The organism is Panacibacter ginsenosidivorans (genome assembly GCF_007971225.1).
Classification (GTDB): Bacteria; Bacteroidota; Bacteroidia; order Chitinophagales; family Chitinophagaceae; genus Panacibacter; species Panacibacter ginsenosidivorans.
In genome coordinates this window covers 4,931,503-4,946,011 of sequence record NZ_CP042435.1, presented here as the reverse complement: position 1 = coordinate 4,946,011, position 14,509 = coordinate 4,931,503, and the positions used below count along the sequence as shown (strand labels likewise).

The window sequence follows — 14,509 nt, the reverse complement described above, 5'->3', positions numbered from 1 at the left end:
ATAATTATTGTACATGAAACTGCATTATCATTCTATTAATCTTCCTTTTCAATATCCATTCACCATTTCAGGTGGCAGAACAAAAACACACCAGCCATCTTTATTAGTTGCGTTACAGTTAGGCAACCTTATTGGTTATGGTGAAGCGCCTGCCATTACTTATTATAATATTACAATAGAGCAAATGATCGCAGATATTGAACAGAAGAAAACAATGATAGAAAAGTTTGCATTTACAGAGCCGGAAAGATACTGGCATTACTTACATCATCTTTTACCCAAAAACCCATTTCTTGTTTGTGCATTAGATATGGCAGCATGGGATCTTTATGGCAAAATGAAAGCACAACCATTATCTAAATTATGGAATACTGAATGGATAAATACACCTGTTACAGATTATACCATCGGCATTGATACCATAGAAAACATGGTTGCAAAAATGAAAGCAAAACCATGGCCGGTGTATAAAATAAAAGTAGGTACTGAGAATGATATTGAAACAATTACTGAATTAAGAAAACATACAGAGGCTGTGTTTCGTGTAGATGCCAATGCAGGCTGGACTTTAGAAGAAGCATTGCAAAAAATACTACAACTAAAACAACTTGGTGTTGAGTTAGTAGAACAGCCTTTGGCAAAAGATAACTGGGATGGCATGAAAGTTTTATTTGAACAATCAGCTTTACCATTGTTTGCAGATGAAAGTTGCGTAAGCGAACATGATGTAGAAAAATGTCACAACCATTTTCATGGCATCAATATCAAACTTACCAAATGCAGTGGCATTACGCCTGCCATACGGATGATAGAAAAAGCACGCAGCCTTAATTTAAAAGTAATGATGGGCTGCATGAATGAAAGTACTGTTGGTAGTGCAGCAATAGCACAGTTTATTCCGCAACTTGATTTTGTAGATATGGACGGCCCGTTGTTGTTAGCGCAGGATATTGCAACAGGTATTGATTATGATTTTGGAAAAGTTATGATCACCGATGTACCAGGTCTTGGTATAAAAATGAAATGAATTTATTTGCTGAATTAAGCTCAGAACGTACAAGTGAGTGACACAACAAAAGCTTTATAGTAGCACTGCAGTTTGTCACCAAAAAAATTATTGCATCTCCCCTACCCATTTATCCCTATCATCAGGTGAGAATTTCCAGGGCGCAAAATTATTTTCAATATTACTAAAAGTACCATTCCATTCCTGGGGTGCATTACTTTCTTCCATGATAAGATAGCGGCGCTGTTGTAAAATAATATCAAGCGGGTTAATACTTACGGGGCAGGCTTCTACACATGCATTACAGGTAGTACAGGCCCGCAATTCTTCTTCAGTGATATAATTATGCAATAAAGATTTGCCATCATCAACAAAAGACTTATTGGCATTTATATTTCGCCCCACTTCTTCTGCACGGTCTCTTGTTTTCATCATGATCAGTCTTGGGCTGAGCTTTTTTCCGGTAATATTTGCAGGGCATGCAGCAGTACATCTTCCACATTCTGTGCAACTGTATGCATCCAATAAATTCTTCCAGCTAAGATCAAAAATATCTTTAGCGCCAAACTTATTTTTATGCTCCGCAGCATCCGCAGGAATTAATTCAGGCTGCATTGCATACAAAACTTCCTTTTGTATGTCTGGCATGTTTTCCATTTTTCCCTGCGGCTGCAACCTTGCATAGTAAGCATTTGGAAAAGCAAAAAGAATATGCAAATGTTTTGAATAAGGCAGATAATTCAGGAATGCAAAAATCCCGATGATGTGCAACCACCAGCAGGTTCTTTCGATATCCGCAATGGTACCATCATTCATTCCATTCAAAAAAGGATGCAGGAAAGTGGAGAATGAAAAATTGCCGGTGATATGTTCTCCATAATGACTATAACCTCTCTGCTGCAATAAAGTGTCGCACGCATTCATGGTAAGAAATAATGTCATTAAAATGATCTCTGTTATAAGAATATAATTAGCATCGCTGCGTGGCCATCCGTTCAGATCCTTGCTGATAAAGCGTTTCAGCTTTAGTATATTTCTCCGTATTAAAAATATCACACAAACAGTAAACACTCCCACAGCAAGAAATTCAAAGGCATTGATAAGAAAATTGTATAACCCTAATGGAAGTACGCTTGTAAATAAACGATGTGTTCCTAAAATTCCATCCAGTATAATTTCAAGCACTTCTAAATTTATAATGATAAATCCGGCATAGATCACAAAATGCATTACAGCAACCAATGGATTCTTAAACATTTTCTTTTGTCCGAATGCCAGCAGCAAAACATTGCGCCAACGTTGCGCCGTATTATCGTTGATCGTTTCATCGCGGCCAAGCAAAATATTTCGTTTTAATTCTCCCAGCTTTTTACTAAATAACCAGATCGCAACTGCTGCAAATGCAATAAAAGCTATTTGAAAAATGATCTCCATAAATAAAACTTATTATGCTAAGGTAAAGGATTGTTTCTTGCAGCTAACAATCGTATAAGTATGATTTTTTTGAACCGAGCCAAAGTAATGCTATTAAACTTTTGTTGCGTCGCACTCTTGTACATTCTTATCGCTACTGTACAGAGTTAATTTATCGACAGAGTTATTACTTTTGAATTTATATTTACAATATTATGGAGCAGATAAGAAATTTCCTGAATAAAGAAGTGGCCGAGCAAAAGATGCATCGTCTCGCATTAGAGATTGCAGAGAATTTAAGCGGAGATGATGCACCTCTGATACTTATTGGTATTCGTAATAGTGGCATGGTGGTAGCAGAAAAGATCGGCACATTTCTACAACCTTATATAGATACACCCATAGAAATAATTTCTTCCTCATTTGATAAACACGTACCAAAAGAAATTGTATTAAGCAAAGAAGTTGATTTTACTGATAAGAACGTTATCATTATTGATGATGTTTGCAACTCGGGTAAAACATTGCTTTATGCATGCAAACCATTGCTGAGTTATTATCCACGCCGTATTCAAACGCTTGTACTAATCGAAAGAATGCATAAACTCTTCCCTATTAAACCTGATTATGTTGGTTTATCTATGGCTACTACTATGCAGGATCATATTCATGTAAAAGTAGAAGCAGGCGAAGTTGCGGGAGCTTATATTGAGTAATGAATAGAAAGTATCTAAGTAGTATAAAGTATATAAGGTTATAAGCAGTTGCTTCTGCTGCAAATTGTTCCGAACGTACAAGAGTGCGACGCAACAGGCGATGCCACCTGCACTACAGCCCGGCTTACAAACTCCTTTTTATTGGTTATTTTTAAAGCATGGAACTGCTTGTGTTACTACTGCGTATAAACCCGGTCATAATCTATATTGCCGGTGGTTATATTCTATTGGTAGTATTACTATACTTTATACAGGATCGTTTTATTTTTAAACCGGAAAAGCTTTCCAAAGATTTTGAATACAAATATGATGTTCCGTTTAAAGAATTGTTTTTTGAAGTAGAACAAGGTGTAAGTATTAACGGGCTTCATTTTTATTGCAATAAACCACATGGCCTTATACTTTACCTGCATGGAAATACGCGCAGCATAAAAGGCTGGGCTAAATATGCACGTGATTTTTATCGCTACAACTATGATGTGGTAATGGTTGACTATCGCGGCTTTGGCAAGAGCACCGGCAAGCGTAGTGAACGTGATATAAAAAAAGATATGCAATTTGTGTATGATACACTGGCAGTCCAGTACCACGAACATCACATACTTGTATATGGCAGAAGTTTGGGTAGTGGCTTTGCAACCAAACTTGCATCAGATAACAAACCGCGTTATCTGATCATTGATTCGCCATATTACAGTTTTAGAAAAGTAGTAGAAAGATATCTTCCTTTTTTACCAAGTAAATTTGTATTGCGTTATCATCTAAGAACAGACAAATGGATAACAAGAGTTAACTGTCATACTTATATTATTCATGGTACAAAAGATTGGCTCATACCGATCAGCCATAGTGAAAAACTGCAGAAATTAAACCCTCATAAAATAACGTTGATAAGAATACATGGAGGCGGTCATAACAATCTCCCTTCATTCCCGGAATACCATAATTTTATCCGCGATATATTATTGTACTAAATAATTTTCATGAAAAAAAGAATTGGAAAATGGCTTATTGTTATACTTATGATTTATGTGGTTGTAGGTGTGTTGTTATATCTTCTTCAAAATAAATTATTACTGCATCCCGAGCCATTGCCGCATGACCAGGTCTATACATTTAACACTCCGTTTGAAGAAAGAAAAGTATTGTATGACAGCAGCACCCTATTTGATATTGTAAGGTTTAAACCAGTGAATGATTCAATAAGAAAAGGCGCTGTTATATATTTTCATGGCAACATGAATAATATTGCCTATTATGCGCATTTTGCTGACAACTTTACCAAACACGGTTATGAAGTATGGATGATGGATTATCCAGGTTTTGGCAAATCTACCGGTAATCTTACTGAACCCTTATTATACACTGAAGCTGACGAAGTTTACAAAATGGTGAGCGCTGCGGGCTTTACAAAAGACAGCATAATTATTTATGGAAAATCTTTGGGAACAGGCATTGCAACGGAGCTGGCTTCTACAAGAAATTGCAAAAGATTAATCCTGGAATCCCCGTATTATAGTATATCAAATGTGGCTGCACATTATGCCTGGATGTATCCTGTGGATTGGATGAGTACGTTTAAAATTCCTACAGATGAATACATTCAAAAAGTGGTGGCACCAATTACCATTTTTCATGGTACATCTGATGAGACAATTCCATTTAGTAATACACAAAAACTGCAATCATTTCTTAAACCAGGCGACGAAGTAATAACTATTGAAGGTGGCGGGCATAATGATCTTAATGATTTTCCATTGATGAAAAAGAAGTTAGATAGTCTTCTTCAGCAATAAGATACAAACAGTTTTTCCACCTGTTGTTGGCGTATCATTTCCCTTTGTATCTTACCATCGGTTATTTTTACTTTCTTAATTACCAGCTTCCACATAATGTCTTTCATCATTCTTGCCATAGGAATTCTGTTACTTATCCTGTTTATTACATGGGCTAAATTAAATGCCTTTATTTCTTTTATTATCGTGTGCCTGTTTGTCGGGCTTACCAACGGAATGCAAATTGGAGCAATATCTGCTTCCATACAAAAAGGAATGGGCGATCTTTTGGGATCATTGGTCATTATTATCGGCCTTGGCGCCATGCTGGGCAAACTCGTCGCTGAGAGCGGCGCAGCAGAAACAATCGCTAAAGGGCTTATAAGATTTTCAGGTGAAAAAAATCTTGCCTGGGCCTTACTGCTAACTTCATTTATTATAGGCATACCACTCTTTTACAATGTTGGATTTGTCATCATCTTGCCGCTTGCCATTAGCATTGCTATAAAATATAAAATACCACCTGTATACCTGGGCCTGCCCGCATTGTCTGCAATGTCTGTTACACACGGATTTTTGCCGCCTCACCCATCGCCAACTGCTTTGGTGCAGCAGTTTCACGCAGATCTTGGCCTTACTTTACTGTATGGCTTTATTGTAGCGGTGCCTTGTATAATACTTGCAGGTCCGGTCTTTGCAAAAACGCTTAAGAAATACAATAACAGGCCGCTTGAATCTTTTATTCCACCGCCGAAAGATGAAGCTTCATTACCAGGTATGTTCCTGAGTATTTTCTCTGCCTTTCTGCCTGTAATACTGATCTCGGCGGCTACTATTACCGATATTCTGGTTAAGCAAGACACATTCCCGAAAAAAATAATCATGGGGCTGGGCGACCCTGTTATGGCTATGCTTGTGACAGTTTTGTTTAGTATGTATAGTCTTGGGTTGAGACAGGGCAGAACAATGACACAGATAGGTAATTCATTGGCGGATGCCGTAAAAGACATAGCAGTAATATTATTCATTATAGGTGGAGCAGGTTCTTTAAAAGAGGTACTACTTGATACCGGTATCAGCGGGCAAATAGCAACATCCTTACAAAGCATTCATATCAATCCGCTCATGGCAGCATGGAGTATTGCCGCCGTTATACGCCTTGCTATCGGTTCTGCTACCGTTGCTGGTTTAACAACTGCAGGCATTGTTGCACCGTTAATTGTTACGTCAGGAGCAAACCCGAACTTAATGGTACTGGCAACTGGTGCAGGCAGCCTTTTTTTCTCTCACGTAAATGATTCCGGTTTTTGGTTATTTAAAGAATATTTCAATCTTTCTATCAAGCAAACAATGAAAACATGGAGCATGATGGAAACCATTGTTTCTGTTGTTGGTATTATTGCTGTTTTGATACTTAGTTATTTTGTTCACTAAAAATGTATGTTATGACGCCTGATGAAAATTTTGCACAATTAGATCTGCAATTACCTCCAGCTCCCACACCAATGGGTGTTTATAAACCCTTTCTTATAGATGGTAATCATTGTTATGTTTCCGGTCACGGACCTTTGTTGCCGGATCAAACACTCATAACAGGCCGTGTTGGCAGCGATATAAATATAGAAGACGGCAAACTTGCTGCAAGACAAGTTGGTCTTGCCATCCTGGCTACGCTCAAAGCTAACCTCGGGTCACTTAATAAGATTAAGCGTGTTATAAAAGTGTTGGGCATGGTTAGTTGTGCGCCCGATTTTGAAAAGCATCCTTACATTATCAATGGCTGCAGTGAGCTCTTTGCCAAGGTATGGGGAGAAGAAAATGGTATAGGAGTAAGAAGCGCTGTGGGCATGGGTTCCCTGCCGGGAAATATTCCTGTAGAAATAGAAGTATTGTTTGAACTGGTATAGAGTTTATGTACCAATCTTCATTACTGATATTATACATCGTTGCGTCGCACACTTGTACTAAATTACACATGTCAGCTAAAACAGTCGTTTACATATTCAAGTTAAAAAAATAGATTCCACCATATTGAATATACTGCTATATTGCAGCAGCATTATCTAAAGGCCTTGCCTGTTGTACTTAAGCCGTTGCCCCATTACACTTCGCACCAGTTGTGTGTTACTGGATTACACCCGAATGAAACAGCACTCCTGAACAAAAAAAACTTATTTATGAGTTGGTTCGTTATTGATAACGTGGATACGCTTGACTCTCCTGCATTGGTCATTTACAAAGAAAGAGTGGCAGAAAATATAAGGTTACTGATCAGTATGGTAAAAAGTGTGGATCAGTTGCGTCCGCATGTAAAGACAAATAAGATTGCTGAAGTATGTAAAATGATGATGGATCAGGGCATCTATAAATTTAAATGCGCCACCATTGCAGAGGCTGAGATGCTCGCCATGCTTCATGCACCCGATGTATTGCTTGCTTATCAGCCAATAGGGCCAAAAGCAAAACGCCTACTCAGGCTTGTTGAAACTTACCCTGACACGCATTTCTCCTGCATTACGGATGATATAACTTCTGCCAATAATTTATCCGAACTATTTGCAAACAATAACCGTGTTATCGATGTATATATAGATCTTAACACCGGCATGAACCGTACTGGTATAAGGCCTCTGCATGCATTGCAGCTGATTGAAATATTTCAGTCTTTCAGTGGTATAAAAGTTGTTGGCCTACATGCATATGATGGACATATACGTGACGCAGATTATGCAATAAGGAAAGAGCATTGCGATGAAGCTTTCCAGTTGGTAAGTACTTTGGCCGATGCTATCAAAAGATTAATCAAACAGCAACCAAAAATTGTAATTGGTGGCACACCAACTTTCCCTATTCATGCCCACAGAGAAGGTGTGGAATGCAGCCCCGGTACATTTATTTTCTGGGATTGGGGTTATCAAAATATCATGCCCGATGAGCCTTTTATTTTTGCGGCGCTGGTTGTAACCAGAATTATTTCCATACCCGATGCAGACACTGTTTGCACAGATCTTGGTCACAAATCTGTAGCAGCCGAAAATCCTTTTCCACGAGTACATTTTTTAAATCTTCCCGGTGCAGAGCCCATTGGTCAAAGTGAAGAACATTTAATGTTGCGTGTACCCGATACTTCTCTATTCGCTGTTGGAGATGTCCTCTATGGCGTGCCTTTTCACATATGCCCCACAGTTGCATTGTATGATACCGCAAAGATCGTAGAAGATAAAAATATTGTTGATAGCTGGCGTGTAATTGCAAGAGACAGGGCAATCACCATTTAAAGAATAATTTTTATGTACCCGGCAATAGTAATGCAATTTAGCATCGTTGCGTCGCACTCTTCAACGCTTTGATCATACATGAACCGAACGTACAAGTGAGTGACACAACAGGCGATGCCACAAGTACAAATGCCCGGCTCAAAATAAAAAGGATAATTACAAACGATTAACTTCTCTTAACTCTTCCCGCAGCCCTTAATCTTTTTTTCCAATAGTCTTCATTAAGATCGCTGATCATAACGCCGCCACTGGTAGACGCATGTGCAAATTTGTTGTTGGCAAGATAAACGCCCACATGAGAAATGGTGCGCCCTGTTGTTTGAAAGAAAACAAGATCCCCTTCTTTTAGATCTGTATAATTAATTGGGGCTGCCATATTGAATTGCTCTTCGGCAGTTCGTGGCAATTGAATAGAATAAATATCGCGTATTATTGTTTGCGTAAAAGCAGAACAGTCTATACAGTTTTGTGTAGAGCCACCCATGCAATATTTAGTGCCCCACCAGTTTTCAATATCTTCCAACAAAGGAATATTGGTTAATTCTTCCACAGGTACATTAAGCATTGTTGCATATTTGAATTGCACTTCCTGTGCAGATTCTATATCGAAATTTTTTGCTGCTTTTATTGCTGTATAAGATGGTGCGCCTGGATTTGTGTTTAATACCGAAGTTCTTTCATCGCCTGGTGTTACATTTATATTGTCGAGAAATACAGTATTATTTGATTGCTTTTTTTGTGATGCAGATGAGCTGCTGCTTGCAGAAGTGTTCTTAAAACTCTTACAACTGCCAAGCAAAGCGAAAACGCAGAGAAGATATATTGGGGCTATTCTTTTCATGCAGTGCGCAATATAGGTTTCAAATACATAACAGGCAAACAAAGTGTAGAACTTTTACACTTTCTATGTGCAAAACGACTGATGTGGATAAATTTTTAGCATCTTCAACCCATTTGAAATGGCGAAATTTGAGGTTTGATTTTTTACAGGAAATTTATTGAACATGCAATTCTCACACTTACACGTACACACACAATATTCCTTGCTCGATGGTGCCGCAGGCATTAGTGACCTTTATAAAAAAGCAGGTAAGCTTGGTATGCCTGCATTGGCTATTACCGATCATGGCAATATGTTTGGCGTGTTTGAATTTGTAAAACAGGCATGGAACAATACAAAGGTCGTTGGTAAAACCGCTGATGGAAAAGATATTCTTGAACCCGTTGTAAAGCCAATTGTTGGTTGCGAATTTTATGTGGTAAAAGATCGTCACCGTAAAACATTTTCCAAAGAACAAAAAGATGAACGTTACCACCAGGTATTGCTGGCAAAAAATAAACAGGGTTATGCGAATTTGGTAAAACTTACTTCGCTTGGTTTTATTGAAGGCATGTACAGCAAATATCCACGCATTGATAAAGAGCTAATTGAAAAATATCATGAAGGTTTGATAGCAACAACATGCTGCATTGGTGCTTATGTGCCCCAAACTATTTTGCATGATGGAGAAGCGTCTGCTGAAACAGAATTCAAATGGTGGCTGGATTTGTTTGGTGAAGATTACTATATAGAACTGCAGCGCCATAACATAAAAGAACAGGAGATCATCAACAACACATTATTGAAGTTCGCAAAAAAATACAATGTGCCGGTGATTGCAACGAATGACAGCCACTATACAGATAAAGACGATTATAATGCGCATGATATTTTGCTTTGCATCAACACTGGTGAAAAACAAAGTACGCCGGGCTTTGATGATTTTGTAAATGATGATATTGCATTAAAGAACCGTCGTTTTAAATTTCCTAACGATCAGTTCTATTTTAAAACGCAGGATGAAATGGCAGAACTCTTCAATGATGTTCCGCAAGCATTAGATAATACTCAAGCCATCGTTGATAAAATAGAAGTATTAAATCTCAAGAAAGATATTTTGCTTCCTGCGTTTCCTATTCCAAAAGAATTTCAATCAAGTGATGACAGCAACCTTAACCAATGGAATTATCTACATCACCTAACATACGAAGGTGCAAGACAACGTTACAGCGAAATAACAGAAGAGATAAGAGAACGTCTAGACTTCGAGTTATTTACGATCAAGACAATGGGCTTCGCAGGTTACTTCTTAATTGTAAGTGACTTCATAAAAGCCGGTCGTGATATGGGCGTATTCGTTGGCCCCGGCCGTGGTTCTGCAGCTGGTAGTGTGGTAGCTTTTTGTGTCGGCATTACGAATATTGATCCTATCAAATACAATTTGCTATTTGAAAGATTTTTAAATCCTGATCGTAAGTCAATGCCGGATATTGATACCGACTTTGATGATGAAGGTCGTCAAAAAGTGATTGACTATGTGGTGCACAAATATGGAAAGAACCAGGTTGCACAGATCATCACTTATGGTACGATGGCTGCAAAGATGAGCATCAAAGATGTGGCACGTGTAATGGATCTTCCGCTAAGTGAAAGCAATGCATTGGCAAAGATGGTTCCCGACAGACCGGGCACAGATCTTGGCCGTGTGCTCACTGCACCATTCACTGCGAAAGATGCAAAAGAAGGACAAAAATCTTTGGAAGATAAAGAAGGTTATGGTGGCGAAGAATTAGAAAATATTAAACGTCTTCGTGAGATATATCATGGTACTGACATTCGTGCCCAGGTATTACATGAAGCAGAACGATTGGAAGGTTCTGTACGCAATACCGGTGTGCATGCTGCAGGTATCATCATTGCACCAAGCGATCTTACTGATCTTATTCCCGTTGCTGTTGCCAAAGACTCTGATCTTTGGGTTACACAAATTGAAGGCAGCACCATTGAAGAAGCAGGTGTGTTAAAAATGGACTTTCTTGGGTTGAAAACATTATCCATTTTAAAGACTGCATTGTTTCTCATCAAACAAAATCATAACATAGATATTGATCTTGATAATATAGCATTGGATGATGAAAAAACTTTTCTTTTATACCAACGTGGCGAAACAAATGGTACGTTCCAGTTTGAAAGTCCAGGTATGCAAAAATATTTGCGTGAACTAAAGCCCGATAAGTTCGCCGATCTCATTGCAATGAACGCCTTGTACCGTCCAGGCCCGATGGCATACATTCCAAAATATGTTGCACGCAAACACGGCCGCGAAGAAGTGACTTATGATCTTGATGTGATGAAAGAATACCTCGAAGAAACTTATGGCATCACCGTTTACCAGGAACAGGTAATGTTGTTGAGTCAAAGTATTGCAGGTTTCTCTAAAGGCGATGCAGATGTACTCCGTAAAGCAATGGGTAAGAAAGACCGCAAGACGCTTGATAAAATGAAAGGCAAGTTCATGGATGGCGCTGTTGCAAAAGGCCACAACAAAGACATACTTGAAAAAGTATGGACTGACTGGGAAGCCTTTGCACAATATGCATTCAACAAATCGCACTCTACCTGTTATGGTTTGGTGGCTTATCAAACAGGTTATTTAAAAGCACATTACCCCAGCGAATATATGGCCGCTGTGTTGAACCACGCAGGCGCTATTGAAAAGATCACCTTCTTTATGGAAGAGTGCAAACGCATGGGTTTAAAAGTACTCGGACCAGACATCAACGAATCACTAAAAGGTTTTGCGGTAAATAAAAAAGGTGAGATCCGTTTTGGTCTCGGTGGTTTAAAAGGTGTTGGTGAAGCTGCTATTGAGGGCCTTATTGAAGAACGTAATAAAGGCGGCCACTACAAAGATATTTTTGATCTCATCAAACGTGTTAATCAACGTACGGTAAATAAAAAATCTTTGGAAAGTCTTGCGTATGCAGGCGCTTTCGATTGTTTCAAAGAGATTCACCGTGCACAATATTTTTATATAGCACAAGGCGAGCCGCTTACAGGCATTGAAAAAATTATTCGTTTTGGAAATGTTTTTCAAACCAACAAAAGCCAAAGTGTAAACAGTCTCTTTGGTGACAGTGTAATGCCGGAGATCGCTACACCAAAATTACCAGCCTGTGAAGAATGGACACTTACTGAAAAACTCGATTACGAAAAAGAGGTCACCGGCATGTTCATGAGCGGCCACCCGCTCGATCATTTTAAATTCGAGCTGCGTTATTATGGCATTATGAACCTTGCCGATTTTAATGAAGTAAAAGATTCTCCCACACTCATAGCAGCCAATGCCAACCGCAATTTCCGCATTGCAGGTTTGGTTACCGATGGGCAGCACCGCGTAACAAAAACGGGCCGACAGTTTGGTTCGCTTACCATAGAAGATTTCAGCAGCAAAACAGAGATCATGTTGTGGAGCGATGACTATGTAAAGTTTCAAAACTATCTCGAAAAAGGAAACAACTTACTCATCAATGGTTTTTTTAAACAGCGCTACAACAGCGACCAATACGAGTTTAAAGTCACCACCATGATGTTGCTCGAAACCGCCAAGCAGGCGCTCACACGGCAAATAGAAATTAATATTACACCCGCATCTGTAACAAAAGATTTTGTAAACTTTATAGACAGCAACGTAAAAGCCAATCCAGGCAAGCATTCCCTGCGTTTCAATGTATACGACCCTTTGGAAAATTTGAAAATAACCATGTACACATTAGAAAAAGGTTTTACCATGAACGAAGAAATGGCCGAGTATTTAATGACCAACCCTGATGTAGAGATTAATGTGGGACTGGCGGGGTAATCCCGGTCAGACCAAAGGTCAGACCGGTAAAAGAATTTTTATGAGGCCAACTGCATTGCTGCTATGATGCTTTCGTTGCGTCGCACTCTTGTACGTTCCGACTTATGCATCACCATTTGCTAATTTAATTTCAGCATTGCTTAACCAAATACCTTTTATCTCATTAGGGTTGAATGATTTTTGTTTTTCGATAGAATTAGTTGTTGGGTTGAATGCAACAAAATTATTTAATTCTCCTTTCTGCATTTCAACAACTAATATTTCACTATCATTTTTTACAACTATTGTAGAAGATAAATCCCTACGAAAATATTTAAATGGTGTCTTGTGTAATTCGTAAGGCTTAAAGAATAACGGAGGACAATCCTTTACTTTTATAGCTTCCTTTGTATAATTAAATTTATCATTCTTATTGAGTGGAATTTTAATTTCCAACATTATATTTTTTGCATGCAAGACAAATACGTGGGTAGGAATATTGTCTTCAAAGTTTTTCTTTTTAAAAAGAAAAATAAGAGGGTATTCATGCCCAAAAGTTAATGGTAATAGATATCCACTCAATAGTAATCCGCTCAACTCACGAATCAAATCTTTTTTTACATGCAAAAATTCAATTGCATGCTCATAATCTTCAATTTCCTTTTCATTCATTACGCAAATAGCCATCTTAAGTAATGATTGAAAAACTAAAAGCGGCATATAAGGATTTTTCAAAAAGTTTATTTTGTAAAGAGAATTAGTTTCATCATATATAAATGAACCGTTGCCATGTTGTGTCAACTCAATATTTAATGCATCCTTATCTGAATAAAATTCCTTGTTTTGAACTAAAACCTTTTTATCAGCAGATGGGTATTTAGGTATTTTAGTTTTTTTCTTTGCTTTTGTTCCATTCAATGATCTACTTACGCCTATAAATTTTATTAGCTGATCATCTAATTTTCCAAACTTTTGGTTACACTCGTCACACTCAAATTCTGAAGTTAGATATCGATTGCCTAATGCTTCTGGAATAATATGAGCATCGTTTCTAAATGTTACTGCAGGATATTTTCTTTTACAAAATCTGCAAAGTCTTTCTTTTGGCGGAATAATCATCTTTTGCTTTTCTTCAGGGCAAAAGATGAAACTCTGAATATCGTATTTATCAAAAAAACTTACCGCATGATCATCATATTCAGGTGATGTATATAAATGAATTGTTTGTTCAGTCATTATTTAAAAGCTTGAATACTAAAAAAGCAACAGCAAAAATAAATATTTTCTATACCATTAGTCTCCGAAGTCCTCTATCTCCGCAGTGTCTCCTGCAAGGGACGCTGCGTATTACTGGTAATAAATAAATTCTTCATCACCAAACCGCAGCACCCTCAGCCTGCACACACAAACCTGTGGAGAGACACTGCGGAAACATTCTTATTTGAATATTTCATCAGCTTCTTTCCGTCTCCGCAGTGTCTCCTGCAAGGGACACTGCGGGTTACTGGTAATAAATAAAATTCTCAGCTAGTCTAAGTATATTTCAGTCTTCGCAGAGTCTCCTGCAAGGGACTCTGCGAGTAATAACACTTGATTGAATAACCGCAGCGTCCTTAGCCAACACACAAGCCTTTGAAGAGACACTGCGGAAACGTTATTA

General features: G+C 38.2%; 11 protein-coding genes. 8 read left to right on the top strand and 3 right to left on the bottom strand.

Annotated elements, in window-relative coordinates; all coding sequences use genetic code 11:
• Positions 1 to 13 precede the first annotated feature (13 nt).
• Positions 14 to 1,027 carry a dipeptide epimerase gene (locus FRZ67_RS21005; RefSeq protein ID WP_147192536.1) on the top strand — a complete coding sequence of 338 codons (1,014 nt, stop codon included), beginning with the start codon at positions 14 to 16 and terminating at the stop codon, positions 1,025 to 1,027.
• 87 nt (positions 1,028 to 1,114) lie between these two features.
• Here the strand turns inward: FRZ67_RS21005 and FRZ67_RS21000 are convergent, their stop codons facing one another.
• A complete protein-coding gene (locus FRZ67_RS21000; protein WP_147192535.1) occupies positions 1,115 to 2,440 on the bottom strand; it encodes a 4Fe-4S dicluster domain-containing protein in 1,326 nt (441 codons plus the stop codon).
• A gap of 194 nt (positions 2,441 to 2,634) precedes the next feature.
• Here FRZ67_RS21000 and FRZ67_RS20995 point away from each other — a divergent pair, with 194 nt between their 5' ends.
• The 6 genes from FRZ67_RS20995 (at position 2,635) to FRZ67_RS20970 (ending at position 8,188) form a co-directional block, all read left to right on the top strand.
• Positions 2,635 to 3,135 carry a phosphoribosyltransferase family protein gene (locus tag FRZ67_RS20995; RefSeq protein ID WP_147192534.1) on the top strand — a complete coding sequence of 167 codons (501 nt, stop codon included), beginning with the start codon at positions 2,635 to 2,637 and terminating at the stop codon, positions 3,133 to 3,135.
• Positions 3,136 to 3,293: 158 nt separating this feature from the next.
• Positions 3,294 to 4,109: an alpha/beta hydrolase gene (locus FRZ67_RS20990; protein ID WP_225975423.1), complete on the top strand. Its 816-nt coding sequence runs from the start codon at positions 3,294 to 3,296 to the stop codon at positions 4,107 to 4,109.
• Positions 4,110 to 4,118: 9 nt separating this feature from the next.
• On the top strand, positions 4,119 to 4,931 hold the full coding sequence (locus FRZ67_RS20985; RefSeq protein ID WP_147192533.1) for an alpha/beta hydrolase: 813 nt from the start codon (positions 4,119 to 4,121) through the stop codon (positions 4,929 to 4,931).
• Positions 4,932 to 5,027: 96 nt separating this feature from the next.
• Positions 5,028 to 6,344 (top strand): GntT/GntP/DsdX family permease, encoded by a 1,317-nt coding sequence (locus FRZ67_RS20980; protein ID WP_147192532.1) that lies wholly within the window; start codon positions 5,028 to 5,030, stop codon positions 6,342 to 6,344.
• A gap of 11 nt (positions 6,345 to 6,355) precedes the next feature.
• The gene (locus tag FRZ67_RS20975) at positions 6,356 to 6,817 is read left to right on the top strand and encodes a RidA family protein (protein WP_147192531.1); all 462 of its coding nucleotides are present in this window, start codon (positions 6,356 to 6,358) and stop codon (positions 6,815 to 6,817) included.
• A gap of 270 nt (positions 6,818 to 7,087) precedes the next feature.
• Positions 7,088 to 8,188 carry a D-TA family PLP-dependent enzyme gene (locus FRZ67_RS20970; protein ID WP_147192530.1) on the top strand — a complete coding sequence of 367 codons (1,101 nt, stop codon included), beginning with the start codon at positions 7,088 to 7,090 and terminating at the stop codon, positions 8,186 to 8,188.
• Positions 8,189 to 8,354: 166 nt separating this feature from the next.
• Here the strand turns inward: FRZ67_RS20970 and FRZ67_RS20965 are convergent, their stop codons facing one another.
• The gene (locus FRZ67_RS20965; protein WP_147192529.1) at positions 8,355 to 9,029 is read right to left on the bottom strand and encodes an NlpC/P60 family protein; all 675 of its coding nucleotides are present in this window, start codon (positions 9,027 to 9,029) and stop codon (positions 8,355 to 8,357) included.
• Positions 9,030 to 9,192: 163 nt separating this feature from the next.
• Between FRZ67_RS20965 and dnaE the strand changes: the two genes are divergently transcribed.
• Positions 9,193 to 12,870: a DNA polymerase III subunit alpha gene (gene dnaE / locus FRZ67_RS20960; protein ID WP_147192528.1), complete on the top strand. Its 3,678-nt coding sequence runs from the start codon at positions 9,193 to 9,195 to the stop codon at positions 12,868 to 12,870.
• A gap of 102 nt (positions 12,871 to 12,972) precedes the next feature.
• Here dnaE and FRZ67_RS20955 read toward each other — a convergent pair whose 3' ends face one another.
• Positions 12,973 to 14,085: an HNH endonuclease gene (locus tag FRZ67_RS20955; protein ID WP_147192527.1), complete on the bottom strand. Its 1,113-nt coding sequence runs from the start codon at positions 14,083 to 14,085 to the stop codon at positions 12,973 to 12,975.
• Positions 14,086 to 14,509: the final 424 nt, after the last annotated feature.